Origin of the sequence: Ralstonia flatus (assembly GCF_958439105.1) — a bacterium.
GTDB lineage: Bacteria > Pseudomonadota > Gammaproteobacteria > Burkholderiales > Burkholderiaceae > Ralstonia > Ralstonia flatus.
In genome coordinates this window covers 216372-232608 of sequence record NZ_CAUDLI010000009.1, presented here as the reverse complement: position 1 = coordinate 232608, position 16237 = coordinate 216372, and the positions used below count along the sequence as shown (strand labels likewise).

Sequence of the window (16237 nt, the reverse complement as noted above, 5' to 3'; positions counted from 1 at the left end):
GCGCGTCGAGTCGGGGCTGGGACAGAACTCACCAGAAATCACCGAGAAGCGAGGCAGACGGGGCGGTAGGCGGGAGGTAGGAAGCGGTTGGCGCTAGGGTGATGGGTTTCTGAACTCAAACCCGACGAGTATACCCCGGCGCTGCAAAAAACTCAATGAAAGGAAGGACTTAACGGCGTGCAGCCTCCGAATTCCGGCGTCTCACGAAGCCGGCAGGTGTGGCCCAGAGCTGCCGAGAAAGTCACTTTGCAGCGCCCCCTACTCGCCTCGCAGAGCAGCCTGGACCTGGGCCAGCGCCGTGGGATCTTCGATGGTGGTCAGATCTCCAGGGTCGCGCCCTTCCGCCACCGCCTGCATTGCGCGGCGTAGCAGTTTGCCGGAGCGCGTTTTGGGCAGCGCGCCGACAAAAAACACCCGTGAGGGCCGCGCCACGGCGCCGAGCTGCGCCTCCACCGTGCGCATCAGTTCGCCTTCGAGGGCCAGGCGCCCTGCGGGCTCGGCAATGCGCGAAGCGTCACGCACGATGGCAAACCCCATCGCCACCTGCCCTTTGAGCTGGTCCGCCACGCCCACCACAGCCACCTCGGCGATGGCGGGATGCGACGACAGGCTTTCTTCGATCTCGCGCGTTCCGAGGCGGTGGCCGGCCACGTTGATGACATCGTCGGTGCGGCCGAGGATGGTCACATAGCCCTCCTCGTCGCGCACGCCCCAGTCGAAGCTGGAATAGATGTGCCGACCAGGAAACGCCGACCAGTACGTCTTCAGGAAGCGGGCGTCGTCGCCCCAGACGGTGGTCATGCAGCCCGGCGGCAGCGGCGCCGCAACGGCCAGCAGGCCCTTCTCGCCCGGGGCGCACGGCTCGCCGGTGGTCTCGTCCAGGATATCGAGCTTGTAGCCATAGACCGGGAAGCCCGGCGAGCCGAGCTTTTGCATGGAAGGCTCGACACCTTGCGGAATCGCCAGCATCGGCCAGCCCGTCTCGGTCTGCCAGTAGTTGTCGACGATGGGCTTGTGCAGCGCTTCGCCGATCCAGCTTGCGGTGGGCTCGTCCAGCGGCTCGCCGGCAAGGAACAGGCGGCGCAGGCTCGACAGGTCGTGCCGCTGCAGCAGCGCGGGATCCTGTTTCTTGAGCACACGAATGGCCGTCGGCGCGGTGAACATCACGTTCACGCGGTATTGCTCGACGATGCGCCACCAGACGGCGCCGTCCGGGCGGATTGGCGTGCCTTCGTACATGACCGTCGTCAGGCCCGCGAGCAGCGGCGCATAGACGATGTAACTGTGTCCTACCACCCAGCCGACATCGGATGCGGTGAACATCGTGTCGCCAGGCTGGGCGCCAAAAATGAGCGGTATCGACGCCGCCAGCGCCACCGCATAGCCGCCGGTATCACGCTGCACGCCTTTCGGTTTGCCCGTGGTGCCGGAGGTGTAGAGGATGTATGAGGGCTCGCTGGATTCCATCCATTCGCACGGCACATCGGCATTGGCATGCTGCGCGGCCAGCGTTGCGTAATCGACGTCGCGCGCGTTGTGCTGCATGGGCGCGAGTTTGCGGTCGACGAGCAGCACGCGCTCGGGCTTGTGCGCCGCCAGCTCAATCGCAGCGTCGAGCAACGGTTTGTACTCGACCACCTTGCCCGCGCGCGAGCCTGCATCCGCACTGACGATCACGCGCGGCGTGGCGTCGTCGATGCGCGTGGCGAGACTGTTGGAGGCAAAGCCGCCGAACACCACCGAATGGATCGCGCCGATGCGTGCACAGGCCAGCATGGCGAACGCGGCTTCGGGAATCATCGGCAGGTAAATCAGCACGCGGTCGCCGCGCTTGACACCCAGCGCCTGCAGGCTCGCCGCCATGCGGTTGACCTCGCGATGGAGCTGGCGATACGTGTACGTCGTCTCGACACCGGTTTCGGTGGAGACGTACACGAGCGCCGCCTGTTCGCCGCGCGTGGCGAGATGCCGATCGACGGCGTTGTGGCATAGGTTGGTGCGTCCGCCCACGAACCACTTGGCAAACGGCAGGCGCGAATCGTCGAGGACTGCGGAATACGGCGTCTGCCAGTCGATGCGCTGGGCCTGCTCGCCCCAGAAACCTGCGGGATCGTCAATGGAACGCTGATACAGCGCGCGGTAAGCGGCGGACATGGGCATGACGTTGTCTCCTGGCCATCGTGTGCGACGGCTCGATCTTGGATGTGCTGGATGCGCCTACTGTGCGGCGGCCAACTTACGCACGTCTTACCGCCGCCCTCAAAAACAAAACGGCGCCCCGCAGGACGCCGCTTCTTGCCAGCCTCAGCGCTTCTTGCGCTTGACCGAACTGGATGAGGTGGCCACCGGTTTCGCCTTGACCACCGGCTTGCCGGCCACCTTCGCGGTCGGCACGCGCGGTGTTGCCGTTGCGGCGCGCGACGTTGTGGCCGATACGCGCACGACACGCACGTGCCCGCCACGACTGCCACCGCGCGCCTGCGGCAGCATCAGCACGACGCTGTGCCCTTTCGGGATGGCGTCGCCAGGCAACTGGTTCCACGCACGAATCTGGGCAACCGATACGCCGTAGCGCCGCGACAGACCCGCCACCGTGTCGCGCTTGCCCGCCCGCACCACCACCTTCCTGAGGTCGGGCATGTCGGGCTCGACCGCCATGGTGGCGTTCTCGGCAAGTTCGGGGCTGATGTCGGGCGCGTTCTCCTGCGCACCGTCCACCCGCGGCACCACCACGGTGGAGCCCGCCTTCAAGCGCATGCCCTTCGGAATGCGGTTGATCTCGCGAATGGTGTCGGGGTCGACCTTGAGCCTGGCCGCCAGCGCCTCCACACGCTCGCGGTTGCCGACCGTCACGGCCGTCCAGCTCGAAAGACCGCCGCGATAGGTGTTGAGGTTGTATTGGAACGTTTCCGCGTTGTCGTACGGCAGAAGAATCTGCGGGTTCGACGCGCCGAGGATCACCGGCCGGTTGAACGACGGGTTCAGTGCCTTGAACTCATCCATCGGCAGATTCGCCAGCTTGGCTGCCAGCGTCACATCAATATCACGTGACGTGGTGACGGTGACGAAATAGGGATGATTCGGAATCTCGGGCAGCGTGACGCCATAGCGCTCCGGATTGGCGATGATGTTCTTCACCGCCTGGAGCTTGGGCACGTACATACGCGTCTCGGCGGGCATGTTCAGGTTGACGTAATCGGTCGACAGGCCGGCGGCCTGGTTGCGCGCAATCGCCCGCGCCACCGCGCCTTCGCCCCAGTTATAGGCAGCGAGCGCGAGTTGCCAGTCGCCAAACTGGTCGTGCAGCTTGGAAAGATAGTCGAGCGCGGCGTCGGTCGAGGCCAGCACATCGCGGCGCTCGTCCTGAAAAACGTTCTGCTTGAGGTTGTAGGTTCGGCCGGTGCTCGGGATGAACTGCCACATTCCGGCAGCCTTGGCACTCGACACCGCCTGCGGGTTGAACGCGCTTTCCACGAACGGCAGCAGCGCCAGCTCGGTAGGCATGTTGCGCCGCTCCAGCTCTTCGACGATGTGATACAGGTAGCGGTTGGAGCGGTCCACCATGCGGCGGAAGGCGTCCGGGCGCTGCGCATACCAGTCGGTACGATCATCCACGGCCGAGCTTTGCAGGTCGGGCATGGAAAAACCTTGGCGAATGCGCGCCCAGAGGTCCTTGGCCGGCCCTTTCAGGGACGCGACGGGCTGCTGATCGATATTGACGACCGGCGCAGAGGCTTGGCCGGAGACGGTGGAGGCGCTGGTGCTGGCCGTGTCGGCATTCGGCCCGGGGGCCGTTGCACAGGCCGCGAGGAGCAGACTGAGCACAGTTGCCGCAAGAAGTCGCACGGATCGCATCAAGTTCTATGGGGTTAGGGCTAAAAATTGCCCCAGATAGTAAGAAACGCATCCGACCGCGTCAACCCGCGTTCACCCGGCGGGGCGCCTGCTGGATGCATCACATCTGGCCGCGCCATCACCGCGCGCCAAGGTTTCTCAACGGAAATCGTTCTTCCACTGGCGCAACGCAGCGAATATCGCAACCGGATCATCGGCGTCGATACCCGCATGGCCTGCCACGGCCTGCGTCACATTGGCGTCATCCGATCGCATGAAGGGATTGGTCGCCCGCTCGTGGCCAACGGTCGTGGGTACAGTCGAGCGGCCCTCGGCCCGCAACGCCGTTACCTCATCCTCCCAGGCGGCCAAGTCGGCGTTGCCAGGTTCGACTGCGCGCGCAAAGCGCACATTCGATGCAGTGTATTCATGCGCGCAATAGACACGCGTATCGGGTGCCAGCGCCGCCAGCTTGGCCAGCGACGCGCGCATCTGCGCGGGCGTCCCTTCAAAAAGCCGGCCGCAACCGGTGGCGAAGAGTGTATCGCCACAAAACAGGCTCGCCGATGCGGCATTACCCTGAAGGTGTCCCACATAGGCGACGTGACCGCTGGTATGCCCGGGCACATCGAGCACCCGGAAGGTGGCGGCCGGCTGCGCGAGCGTGACGACATCGCCTTCGCGCACGGCCTGCGTGCGGCACGGGATCGATTCGTTGGCTGGGCCGATGACGGGCAGCGGCGCTCCCTCGGGATTCTCCGGATACGCCGCAAGCAGTTCGCGCACCCCGCCGACGTGATCGCCATGATGATGTGTGATTACAATGGCACCGAGCGCAAGCCCGCGCTCCTTCAGGAAGCGCAGCACCGGTTGCGCGTCGCCCGGGTCGACGACAGCAGCCACACGGCCATCGTGTAGTGCCCAAATATAATTGTCGGTAAACGCAGCGATCGCCTCCACCTCAAGCGCTACACCACGCGGCACACCACCCTGGACCATGTCCGACTCCTCTAACGATCGTCGCATTATAGATTGGCACCACTGGCTGGCTTCGCCGCCCGGGCAATATGTCCTGCGCTGGGAGCAGGCTCAATTCGATCGCACGGTGGCCGACATGTTCGGCTATCACGCGCTGCAGTTGGGCCACCCGGGTTTTGGGGCGCTGCGCGAGAACCGCATCCCGCTGATCGCCCGCGTGGTGGATGACATCGATCCGACAGCCCCCATCGAAACGCTCGACCCGATGGACGGCAACCCGGCAGAATCCGCCGATACCGCCGACGCAGACCCGGACGCCAACACGCCGCAGCGCCAAGCCACGCCCCGCGTGATCTGCCGCTATGACGAACTGCCCTTTGCTTCGCAGAGCATCGATCTCGTCGCCCTGCCCCACGTGCTGGAATTTACTGACGATCCGCACGAAGTGCTGCGCGAAGTGGCGCGCGTGCTGATGCCGGAGGGGCGTCTCGTCATCACCGGTTTCAACCCGCTCAGCCTATGGGGCATGCGACAGGGCATGCGGCGCCTGGGCACGGAATCGTTTCTGCCCGCGCAGAGCCAGATGATTGCGTTCACGCGCCTGAAGGACTGGCTCAAGCTGCTTGGATTTGATATCGTGCGCGGCCGTTTCGGCTGCTACTGCCCGCCCAATCGCTCGGACAAATGGCTGCAGCGCACCGCCTTCATGGAAAAGGCCGGCGACCGCTGGTGGCCGATCTTCGGCGCGGTCTACATGCTGCAGGCCGTCAAGCGCGTGCGCACCATACGCTTGGTCGGCCCGGCATGGAAGACACGCAAATCGCCGGCGCTGGTGCCGGCCGGTACACCGGTCGCGACCCCTTCGGGCTCGCATTCGAGCAAGACGCCATCGGCCACCGCGCGTGACGGCAAATCGGGCGTCTGAGCGCGCCCATTCCACTCACTGATCACCCATCGTTTCTCAATGCAGGAAGTCACCGTTTATTCCGATGGCGCGTGCAAGGGCAACCCCGGCCTTGGCGGCTGGGGCACCGTGCTCGTCTCGGGCAGCCACGAAAAAGAACTCTTTGGCGGCGAAGCGCTGACCACCAACAACCGCATGGAATTGATGGCCGTGATCGAGGCGTTTCGCGCGCTGAAGCGGCCATGCCGGGTGCAGGTTTATACCGATTCGCAGTACGTCCAGAAAGGCATCAGCGAATGGCTGGCCGGCTGGAAGGCGCGCGGCTGGAAGACGGCCGACAAGAAGCCGGTCAAGAACGACGACCTCTGGCGCACGCTGGATGAACTCGTCGCCGGACATGAAGTGAGCTGGCACTGGGTCAAGGGCCATGCCGGCCACCCCGGCAACGAGCGCGCTGATGCGCTGGCCAACAAGGGCGTCGAAATGGCGCGTCAGGCAAAAGCCTGACGCGGCCGCGCACACGCTCACTTGCCCGCGCAACGCTGCGTCGGGATCTGCGGCGCATTTGCAGCGGTGGTCGTCACGTACTGCGGCTTGCCGTCCTGCGCATAGACCAGCCGCAGCGGGCCGCGCTTGGAAAGGCCATCGTCGATATCCGCCTGCAGCAGACCGGTCTGCGCCCATGCATCACCGCCGATGCTGCGCTTCTGCATCATGACGGGGCGATTCGCGCCCGGCTCCCAGTTGGCCTGGCGCTCCGGCACGTAACGGTTGGGCAACGTGCCATAGGCGTAGAGCTGATTCAGCGTGTCGGCCAGGTAGCCCCCGGCTTGATCGTTGAATGTCGGAAGATCCTGCTTGCCGAGTTCGCTGCGTATGCGCTCCGCTTCGACGGCGCATGTTGGCGCGGCATTGTCGGCGGCGCGGGCGTAGGACATGCCGATCGCAACCGCCGCGGCGGCAAGCCACGTCAATACGCGATACAGGCGGCGTGGGCGGGTGGTGGGAATCACGGACATCGGTTCGGTATGCATGCGAGCTTCTCCGTTGAACGTTGAAGTAACGTGGTGGTGAATCAGGACAGGAACAGCTTGCGTTCGGCCTGACGACGCTTCGTCAGCCCTTTGAGCGGCTTGCCGCCGGCCTTGTCCCACAGCAGGAACTGATTGGCCGCGCCGGCGTAATCGCCCGCGTTGAGCTTGCGCAGCAGCGTCGACGAGCGCAGCCGCCCCGCCCCCAGGTTGAAGACGAACGACGCCAGGGCGTCGAACTGCCCTTGCGTGATCGACACGCGCACGGCCTTCGCAATGCCCTGCTCGGTGTCGGCAAGGTCCTTGCGCAGCAGCGCTTCGGCCTGTTGCTGAGAGATCGGCCCATTGAAGGTCTCGCCGGGCCGAATCAGGTGGCCGTAGCCGATGGTCGGTTTGCCGACCGCGTCCAGATACGTCGACAGACGCAGCCCCTCCGATTCCTTGATCAGCGCGAGGCCTCGCTCGCCTGTGGTGCGCGGGTTGTGCTCAGTGCTCATCGCTTTTCTCCTGGGGCGTGCTGGGCGTGCCGGGGCCGTCGGAACCCGCGGCATTGGGCTGCAGGGGCCTTGGCACGAGCCGATTCGTGTATTCGTCGATCACGCGCATCACGGCTTCCGGCGGCTGCAGCGCGGTGAACCTCATTTCGATGTCGATGTGCTCGCTGTCGCGGCCGGTCTCACGCTGGGAATGCGGCGCAAGCGAGACGTAGAACCGGCCTACACCGCCGGTGGCTGCGCCGTGCAAGGGCAAGGCCTCGGCGAGGTCGCTGCGCACGGTCATGTTCACCGTCATTTCGTCGAGTGCGAGGCCGCGCGGCATCGCCAGCGACACCAGCGGCAGCGCCAGCCGGTGCTGACTGTCGAGCGCAAGTTCCACCTCGCGGGCGACCAGCGTGCCGCTCTCGTCGGCGTCGAAAAACTGGTCGAGTAGCGTGGTGTACTGCTGCGCGAGCATCTGGTTGGCGGAGGCTGCGGCGTGCTGCATGCCGCGCGTGATGTCGTCCAGCGTCAGGCCATTCACGCCCGGATGACCGTGGCTGTTGCTGCCACCGCCGCCAGGCGGAGAAGAACCCGGTGGCGGCGGCGGAGACGCATCGGACGCCGTCTCGGTAAACGGCGCGGCATCAGAAGAGACAGGTGGCGTGGGTGGCGCGCTGGCGGCGGGCGCTGGCGGTGTGGCGGGCGCTGACGATGCACGGCCATCGTCACGCCCGCGGCGGCTGAAGAGTTTGAACATGGTGTCGGGTCGGTCGAATCGAACAGATCAATGGGCGGCGCGCGCAAGCGCGCACCGATCAGGACACCGACCGTGGGGAGGCCGGCCGGCGTCCGTCGCCGTGGCGGCTTACGGCGTTGCCGGAGCCGGCGCCGGAGCGTTGCCGCCAGCCGGCACCTTTTCGCCGACCATCGTGCCGTCGGTCGGCGTGGCCGGCAGCGGCTTGACGTCGTTCTCCTTGCCCTTGACGACCACCGGCTTGGTTGCCGCGTCAGTCAAGAACTCCATCACGCGCATCAGCGCTTCCGGCGGGTTCTGGCGCTTGACCTGGGTGTGGAAGGAGTACTTGGCGCGCGTATCGGTGCTGCGCGTCTGCTCCGACTTGTGCGAAGCGCGGCCCGACACCGACACGCTGAACGGGCCCCAGCCGAATTTGGCCTGGAAAGACCCTTCTGCCTCGGTGGTGGACGATGACTTCTCTGACTGCGTGATCTCCAGCTCGAAGTCGATCGTGCCTTCCTCGATGGCGATCACCGGATGCACGACCGCGCACAGCAGCGGAATGCGCATCGTCTTCTGGATCGTGCCCTGCGACACGCCCTTCTCGTCGACGATGGTTTCGTCGTAGTCAAATTGCACCGCAACGGCTTTGCCGTTCTGAATACAGACCTGCAACAGAAAATCCGCATAGGATTTTGCCGCCGAGGTTTGCGCTGCGATCATGGCCTGCAGCGGCGCAGAGATCATCTTGTCAATCGGCAGCGCATTGATAACCGACCCGATAAGTCCGTTGTCCATTTAAAACTCCTCAGATTGAATTATTCGGACGCGCAGGTTTGTGCGCCCGAATCCAAAGTAAGAGTTTTTCCTGCGGGCTTCGATGCCTCGAAAGTCCCAGCCAAGGCCACGGAACAGCGGCCCAGTACATGGCGATAGCCAGCCCGTGACTTTCGGCACTGAACTTCCGTTTCAATGCATCCGGATCGATCCCGCTCTACAAAATAATCGGTTTCGCTGAAAACAATTAACTGAAGTACGAGGGGTCGATGAATATTCTGGTAATCGACAGCTTGCCGCTTTTTGCGGCAGGTGTGTCCAATGTATTGAATGCACTCGACGCACAGGGTGTGTTTATCGATACGCACTACACGGCGCAAATCGGACCGGCTTGCAGGCAAGCCGAACCCAGCGCCGTCGTCATGGAATGGAGCGCAGAAGACGACGACGCACGACAACGTTTATCGGAGTTGAAAGCGGTGCTGCCCGAAGTGCCCGTGTTGCTGACGGTGCAAGCAGTCGGGCGGCACGTGGTGGGCGACGCGCTGCGCTTCGGTGCCGCGGGCGTGGTCGACCGGCAGGCCACGGCCGACGTTCTGCTAGAAGCCCTGCAGCGCATTACCTCCGGCGCGGTGTACCTGCCGCCCATCAGCAACCTCTACCCCGACGATCCGCGCCAAACATCGGGAGAAAGCCCGGCAGAACTTTGGCGCCGACTCACGCCGCGACAGCATGAGGTGCTGCAACTGCTTGCAGAGGGCAAATCCAACAAGCAGATCTGTCGCGTGCTGAACGTGGCTGAAGGCACGATCAAGAACCATCTGTACGCACTGTTCCGGCAGATCGGCGTCAACAATCGGACGGAAGCAGCGCTGTGGCTGTCGCGTTGCAAGGCGAGCCTTGCCCGTCTGCAGATGTGTGCGATGTAGCGCCGCTCGCCTCCGCCTTTGCGGCCGCCGCCGTGGTCAGACGTTGCGGGCCAAGGTTACGCCGCCGGTGAAAACACTGAGCGGCGACATTGCATTCACGCGACCACGCCATACACTGGTTGAAAGGCGGCGCACGGTGCATCGCCGTCTTTTCATGGAGGCCGCCCATGGAAACCATCGAATTCCACGCCAGCCCGCCACGCTATTGCGCCGCGGATCTCACCCTGACCTGCACCGCCAGCGTCGACGGCCGCCTCGCCTGCTATGCGGTGACGGCGGAAGCGCTCGAAGAGCATTTCGGCGCGCGCTCGTGGCGGCAGGAAGATCTGCTGCAAGCCATGGAATCGCATCGCGGCACCATTGAGGACATGGCGCGGTCGCTGTTCAAGCTGACGGACTCACACAACATCGTGCTGCGCAGCGGCCATTTCCGCTTCGGCATGTAGCTGCGCCGTGAGCAGCATGGTCGACATCCGCGTCTGCGCCAGACAAAAAGAAGGCCAGCGCAAGGCTGGCCTCGTGGAAGCAGGCGTGGGCTAATCAGGCTTGCACTCGTGCTTCATCTCGCGTCGGCCGTCTTCATAGACCACCTCAAGCCGGCAGGTGAAGCCCCACAGGCGCACGACGTGCCGCAGCATCTCTTCGTAGTTCGGCCCAATCGGGCGGCGGTTGCTTTGCAGGTGGCGCAGCGTCAATGAGCGATCCCCGCCCACGTCGACGTTGGTCACCTGGATGTTGGGCTCGATGTTCGACAAGTCGTACTGCCCAGCCAACAACTCGCGGATCTTGCGATAGCCATCGTCATCGTGGATGGCGGTGACGCGCAGCTTGGCGTCGCGGTCGTCGTCGAGCACGGAGAACAGCTTCAACTCACGGATCACACGCGGCGAGAGGAACTGCAGGAGGAAGCTCTCGTCCTTGAAATTGCGCATGGCGAAGTCGAGCGTCTTTTGCCAATCGCTGCCGGCAATCTCCGGCGCCCAGCGGTAGTCCTCTTCGTCCGGGGATTCGCAAATGCGGCGGATGTCCTGGAACATCAGGAAACCGAGCGTGTACGGGTTCAGGCCGCTGTAGTACGGGCTGTTGAACGGCGGCTGGTAGATCACGTTGGTATGCGCCTGCAGCAGCTCGAGCATGAAGGCGTCGTTGACGAGCTTTTCGTCGTACAGCTTGTGCAGGATCGTGTAATGCCAGAAGGTGGCCCAGCCTTCGTTCATCACCTTGGTCTGCCGCTGCGGGTAGAAGTACTGCGCAATCTTGCGCACGATGCGCACGATCTCTCGCTGCCAAGGCTGCAACTTGGGCGCGTTCTTCTCGATGAAGTACAGCAGGTTCTCTTCAGGTTCCGGCGGGAATTGCGGATCGGGTTCGGGTATGTCGTCCGCCGTTGCCAGCGCGCGGGCACGGTGCGTCGGCAGCGTGCGCCACAGGTCGTTCACCTGCGCTTCAAGGTATTTCTCGCGCTCTGCCTGACGCGCCTGCTCTTCATTGATCGACAGCTTCTTGGGCCGCCGATAACGATCCACCCCGTAGTTCTGCAGCGCATGGCAGGAGTCGAGCAGCAATTCCACCTCCTGCTCGCCGAAGCGCTGCTCGCATTCGGCCACGTAGTTTTTGGCGAAGAGCAGGTAATCGACGATGGCGTCGGCGTTCGTCCACGTGCGGAAGAGGTAGTTGCCTTTGAAAAAGGAGTTGTGGCCATAGCAGGCATGCGCGATCGTCAGCGCCTGCATCGGCATCGTGTTCTCCTCCATCAGGTAGGCGATGCAGGGGTTCGAATTGATGACGATTTCGTAGGCCAGCCCCATGAGGCCGCGCTGGTAGCCGCGTTCGGACGCCAGGAAGTGCTTGCCGTACGACCAATGGTTGTAGCCCAGCGGCAAGCCGGACGACGCGTAGGCGTCGAGCATCTGCTCGGCGGTGATGATCTCGATCTGGTTCGGATAGGTGTCCAGACCGAAGTCTGCGGCAATCTGGGCGATGCTTTGGTCGTAGCGCCTGATCAGCTCGAAGGTCCACTCCGAGCCCGTAGATAGGTAGGCCATGCTCGTTCCCGTTGGTCCATCACACAGGGTCACAGGTGGCGTGCTCGCCATGGCTCACGCTGTCACTGCACAGCGGTGCCGGGCCTGAGCAACCTGCTGCTGCCCGATCAGCGATCAGGCGGCGCGCTTCTGAAACAGCTCGTGCAAGACCGGATAGATTTCATCCGCCTTGAGAATGCGCTGCATCGCGAAGTTTTCGTGCCCCGCCTTCAACGTAAGATACTCCTCCCACAGGTTCTGGGGCTCCGTGGAGACCACCTCGACATAGGCGTAATACTGCGTCAGGGGCAAGATCGTTTCGCGCAGCAGCTTTGCGCACAGTTCCGAATCGCCTGCCCAGTTGTCGCCATCCGAAGCCTGCGCGCAATAGATGTTCCATTGGCTTGGCGAATAGCGCTCCTGCATCACTTCCGCCATCAGCTTGAGTGCGCTCGACACGACAGTGCCGCCCGACTCGCGCGAGTGGAAGAAATCTTCTTCGTCGACTTCCTTGGCCACGGTGTGGTGACGGATGAAGACGACGTCGATGCGTTCGTAGTTCCGCTTCAGGAACAGATAAAGCAGCATGAAGAAGCGCTTGGCCAGGTCCTTGCGCGATTCGTCCATCGAGCCGGACACGTCCATCACGCAGAACATCACCGCCTGCGCCTGGGGGCGCTTACGCATCACGCGGTTGTTGTAGCGCAGGTCAAGCTTTTCAATGAACGGGACGCGATCGAGACAGGAGCGCAGATGGCGCATCTCCTTCATCAGCTCTTGCGCGCGTACGCCGTAGGGCCCGTCGTTTTCCAATTCTTCGTTGTACTCGCGTTCCAACTCGTGCAGGCGGCGCTGATACGGGCTGGACAACGCGATACGGCGACCGAGCGAGCTGCGCATCGTGCGCAGAATCGACAGGTTGGACGGTGTGCCATCGAGCGAGAAACCCGCGCGCACTTTGCGCACCTCGGCGATCTTGGCCAGGCTGCGCTTGGCAAGATCGGGCAACGCCATGTCTTCGAAGAAGAAGTTAAGGAAGTCCTCGCGCGAGAGCGTGAAGATGAAATCGTCTTCGCCCTCGCCCGAGTCGCTGGCCTGCGAGCCTGAGCCGCCGCTGCCCTGCTGCGGGCGGTCAAAGCTGTCGCCGCGAATGAACTCTTTGTTGCCCGGGTGAACGCCCTCCCGGCGCCCGCCCGAGCCGTGGTGGAACATGGGCTCCGAGATGTCCTTCACGGGAATGGACACCTGCCCGCTCTGCTCGATGTCCATGATCTTGCGGCCCGTCACGGCCTTGGCCACCGCGCGGCGGATCTGGTCTCGGTAACGCTTGATGAAGCGTTGCTTGTTGACGGTGCTCTTGCCGCCACCGTTCTCCCGCCGATCAATGATCGTGCCCATGTAACTGCCCTCGATTGGAAGTTCGCTGGGTGTCCTTGCCCTCTTCTGGTCTCCTTAAGATGACTTCCTGACGCGCAGATACCACTCCACCAGCAAGCGGACCTGCTTCTGGGTGTAGCCCTTCTCAACCATGCGGTTGACGAAGTTCTCGTGCTTTTCCTTGTCGTCATGCGACGACTTGGCATTGAACGAGATCACGGGCAGCAAATCTTCCGTGGTCGAGAACATCCGCTTCTCGATCACCGCACGCAGCTTCTCGTAGCTCGTCCAGACCGGGTTCTTGCCCCCGTTCTTGGCCCGCGCCCGCAGCACGAAATTGACGATCTCGTTGCGGAAGTCCTTCGGGTTGGAAATGCCCGCCGGTTTTTCCACCTTTTCCAGCTCGTCGTTCAACGCGCTGCGATCGAGAATCTCGCCGGTGTTCGGATCGCGATATTCCTGGTCCTGGATCCACAGGTCGGCAAACACCACGTAGCGATCGAAAATGTTTTGCCCGTACTCGGAGTAGGACTCCAGATACGACGTCTGAATCTCCTTGCCGATGAACTCCACGTACGGCGACGTGAGGTACTCCTTGATGTAGGACATCAGCTTGGATTCCGTCTCCGGCGGGAACTGCTCGCGCTCGATCTGCTGCTCGAGCACATACAGCAAGTGCACCGGATTGGCCGCCACTTCCGTCCCATCGAAGTTGAAGACCTTCGAGAGCACCTTGAACGCAAAGCGCGTCGACAAGCCCGTCATGCCCTCGTCGATGCCGGCAAAGTCGCGGTACTCCTGATACGACTTCGCTTTCGGGTCGACATCCTTCAGGCTCTCGCCGTCGTACACGCGCATCTTCGAGAAGATGTTGGAATTCTCGGGCTCCTTGATGCGCGTGAGCACCGCGAACTGCGCCATCATCTTCAGCGTGTTCGGCGCGCAGGGCGCCGCGGCGAGCGAGCTGTTACGCAGCAGCTTGTCGTAGATCTTCACCTCGTCCGACACGCGCAGGCAGTACGGCACCTTGACGATGTAGATGCGATCAAGGAACGCCTCGTTGTTGCGATCGGACTTGAAGCTTTGCCACTCCGCCTCGTTCGAGTGCGCCAGGATGACGCCATCGAACGGGATTGCGCCAAAGCCCTCCGTGCCCTTGTAGTTGCCTTCCTGCGTGGCCGTCAGCAGCGGGTGCAACACCTTGATCGGCGCCTTGAACATCTCGACGAACTCGAGCAGCCCGCGGTTGGCCAGGCACAGCCCGCCCGAATACGAATACGCATCCGGATCGTCCTGCGGATAGTCCTCCAGCTTGCGGATGTCGACCTTGCCGACCAGCGACGAAATATCCTGATTGTTTTCGTCGCCCGGCTCGGTCTTGGAGATCGCAATCTGCGACAACACCGACGGATGCAGCTTCACCACGCGGAAACGCGTGATATCGCCATTGAACTCGTGCAGCCGCTTGACCGCCCACGGCGAAGCAATCGAGTTTAGATAGCGTCTCGGGATACCGTAGTCTTCCTCCAGAATCTTGCCGTCTTCCTCAGGCGAGAACAGCCCGAGCGGGGACTCGTGTATCGGCGAGCCCTTCAGTGCGTAGATGGGGATCTGCTCCATCAACGACTTCAACTTCTCGGCAAGCGAGGATTTGCCGCCGCCCGGAGGCCCTAGCAGATAAAGGATCTGTTTGCGTTCCTCAAGGCCCTGCGCGGCGTGTTTGAAGAAGGAGACGATCTGCTCGATCGTGTCTTCCATGCCGTAGAACTCCCGGAAGGCCGGGTAGATCTTGATGACCTTGTTGAAGAACAATCGTGACAGCCGGGGATCGTGGTGGGTGTCCACCAGTTCCGGCTGACCAATCGCGGTGAGCATGCGCTCGGCGGCAGTCGCATAGGCGGTCGAGTCTTTTTTGCAGATATCCAGATACTCCTGGATGCTGTACTCGTCCTCTTTGCGAGCTTCAAAACGCGTTGCGTAGTGGCGGAAAATATCCATATCTCCCCCGTAGATTTCTTCCCTACTCCACACCAACAAGCGAGAGCCAGGCTAGTTCTTGCGTGCGTTGCTGATTCCACTGTAGACGAATCACCGATGAGCACAAGAACGGTTGACGACCTGGAACGGTGCACAACTCGTCGCGATTGCGTTAGCGCTCGACTGCATCAAGTGCTAACCGAACCTTGCACGATGCATCAGCCCATGCACCACGACGACCGGCTGCCCCGAGCACAGCAGAAAGCGTACCCATGACTTCCGCCCCGCGCTCGCAGGTTGGTACGTAACCGATCTGCGCGAGTTCCCGCGCGCACGCTGAATACAGGAGGGGGATATCCCTGCATTTCAACGCTTTGCCAACTGTGATAACGCAGAGCGCGCGCGTGGCATCGGACCGGGGCGATACGTTTGTAGCGGCAGCTTTTCTCGCCGTGACGCAACAATGCATTGTGCAAAGTATTGGGCGAAAGGCGTTTTGGGCCCGCCACCCCATCCGACGGAAGGAGGGAACGGATCGACAGAAGATGTCTCTTTTTTGCGCCACGGGGAAAGTTTTGCCGCATGCTTCGGACGAGCATACGGGAAAGCCCGCACAGAGAACGCGGACAAAGAAAAAGGCCCTCGGCGTTTGCCTGAGGGCCTTTTAAGCGATTTCTCGCCAGTTTGGTGGTGGTACACCTACAAAATAGTTGCCACGAAGCCACACAGCATAACCATCTTGCATTTTCGAATCGAAAAGTTGCCCCCAAAGTTGCCCCCAAACCCTCCCCGCTACCCATCCGCTTTCCACTAGATGACGCCCTGGTCCAGGGTTGAGGCAATGGCGTACGTGAATGAAAGCCTATGGCCCCTATTGCATGTATGCGCCGGGTTATGGTACTATTTTTGGTAGGTTAGAAGAACCTATGCCTAAAGAGCCCGCGAAAGCGGGCTTTTTTGTTTTCCCGCCGCCCTGACGCCCTGGTTCATGGTCGAAGCAATGGCGGACGAAAACGAAAGACCGCGGCCCCTATTGCACATGTGCGCCGTGTACGGTAGGATTTTGCTAAGTTAGAAGAACTGCAAGCCACACGCCCGCCTCGAGCGGGCTTTTTCGTTTTCCTGCGACCCGCGGGAGAACAAACCGCCAAGCCGCCTCCGGGCGGCTTTTTTGTTGCCCCGCCTCGTGCG

General features: G+C 62.5%; 14 protein-coding genes. 4 read left to right on the top strand and 10 right to left on the bottom strand.

All coding sequences use genetic code 11. The features are described from left to right. Nucleotides 1-258: 258 nt before the first annotated feature. The 3 genes from prpE to gloB all read right to left on the bottom strand — a co-directional run bounded on the left by prpE (nt 259) and on the right by gloB (nt 4833). Nucleotides 259-2160: a propionate--CoA ligase gene (gene prpE, locus R2676_RS20140; protein ID WP_206275249.1), complete on the bottom strand. Its 1902-nt coding sequence runs from the start codon at nt 2158-2160 to the stop codon at nt 259-261. 144 nt (nt 2161-2304) lie between these two features. Next, a complete protein-coding gene (locus tag R2676_RS20135) occupies nt 2305-3855 on the bottom strand; it encodes a transglycosylase SLT domain-containing protein (protein WP_206275248.1) in 1551 nt (516 codons plus the stop codon). A gap of 138 nt (nt 3856-3993) precedes the next feature. Beyond that, nucleotides 3994-4833, bottom strand: coding sequence for a hydroxyacylglutathione hydrolase (gene gloB / locus R2676_RS20130; protein WP_027681150.1), 840 nt, complete (start codon nt 4831-4833; stop codon nt 3994-3996). Between gloB and R2676_RS20125 the strand changes: the two genes are divergently transcribed. Both R2676_RS20125 and rnhA read left to right on the top strand, forming a co-directional pair. Next, a complete protein-coding gene (locus R2676_RS20125; protein WP_206275247.1) occupies nt 4832-5737 on the top strand; it encodes a class I SAM-dependent methyltransferase in 906 nt (301 codons plus the stop codon). The two genes, gloB and R2676_RS20125, sit on opposite strands and share 2 nt — an antisense overlap. Before the next feature lie 39 nt (nt 5738-5776). After that, nucleotides 5777-6223: a ribonuclease HI gene (rnhA, locus tag R2676_RS20120; RefSeq protein WP_009240904.1), complete on the top strand. Its 447-nt coding sequence runs from the start codon at nt 5777-5779 to the stop codon at nt 6221-6223. A gap of 17 nt (nt 6224-6240) precedes the next feature. Here the strand turns inward: rnhA and R2676_RS20115 are convergent, their stop codons facing one another. From R2676_RS20115 to R2676_RS20100, 4 genes are all read right to left on the bottom strand, one after another. Continuing rightward, a complete protein-coding gene (locus tag R2676_RS20115) occupies nt 6241-6750 on the bottom strand; it encodes a hypothetical protein (RefSeq protein WP_206275246.1) in 510 nt (169 codons plus the stop codon). Between the two features lie 41 nt (nt 6751-6791). After that, the gene (locus R2676_RS20110; protein WP_012762196.1) at nt 6792-7244 is read right to left on the bottom strand and encodes a lysozyme; all 453 of its coding nucleotides are present in this window, start codon (nt 7242-7244) and stop codon (nt 6792-6794) included. Then, a complete protein-coding gene (locus R2676_RS20105; protein WP_206275245.1) occupies nt 7234-7983 on the bottom strand; it encodes a DUF2589 domain-containing protein in 750 nt (249 codons plus the stop codon). The genes R2676_RS20110 and R2676_RS20105 overlap by 11 nt, the downstream gene beginning before the upstream one ends. A gap of 108 nt (nt 7984-8091) precedes the next feature. After that, nucleotides 8092-8760, bottom strand: coding sequence for a DUF2589 domain-containing protein (locus R2676_RS20100; protein WP_206275244.1), 669 nt, complete (start codon nt 8758-8760; stop codon nt 8092-8094). A 248-nt stretch (nt 8761-9008) separates the two neighbouring features. On the opposite strand from R2676_RS20100, the gene R2676_RS20095 reads away from it, so the two are divergent. Together R2676_RS20095 and R2676_RS20090 are read left to right on the top strand one after the other, a co-directional pair. Further along, nucleotides 9009-9668, top strand: a complete 660-nt coding sequence (locus tag R2676_RS20095) for a response regulator transcription factor (RefSeq protein WP_027681145.1) — start codon at nt 9009-9011, stop codon at nt 9666-9668. 167 nt (nt 9669-9835) lie between these two features. Continuing rightward, a complete protein-coding gene (locus R2676_RS20090) occupies nt 9836-10114 on the top strand; it encodes a DUF1488 family protein (RefSeq protein ID WP_102067569.1) in 279 nt (92 codons plus the stop codon). Nucleotides 10115-10204: 90 nt separating this feature from the next. On the opposite strand, the gene R2676_RS20085 is transcribed toward R2676_RS20090, so the two are convergent. From R2676_RS20085 to R2676_RS20075, 3 genes are all read right to left on the bottom strand, one after another. Then, complete coding sequence (locus tag R2676_RS20085) at nt 10205-11713, bottom strand: SpoVR family protein (protein ID WP_206275243.1); 1509 nt, start codon at nt 11711-11713, stop codon at nt 10205-10207. A gap of 114 nt (nt 11714-11827) precedes the next feature. After that, nucleotides 11828-13090 carry a YeaH/YhbH family protein gene (locus R2676_RS20080; protein ID WP_206275242.1) on the bottom strand — a complete coding sequence of 421 codons (1263 nt, stop codon included), beginning with the start codon at nt 13088-13090 and terminating at the stop codon, nt 11828-11830. 54 nt (nt 13091-13144) lie between these two features. After that, nucleotides 13145-15067 carry a PrkA family serine protein kinase gene (locus tag R2676_RS20075; RefSeq protein WP_004634293.1) on the bottom strand — a complete coding sequence of 641 codons (1923 nt, stop codon included), beginning with the start codon at nt 15065-15067 and terminating at the stop codon, nt 13145-13147. Nucleotides 15068-16237: the final 1170 nt, after the last annotated feature.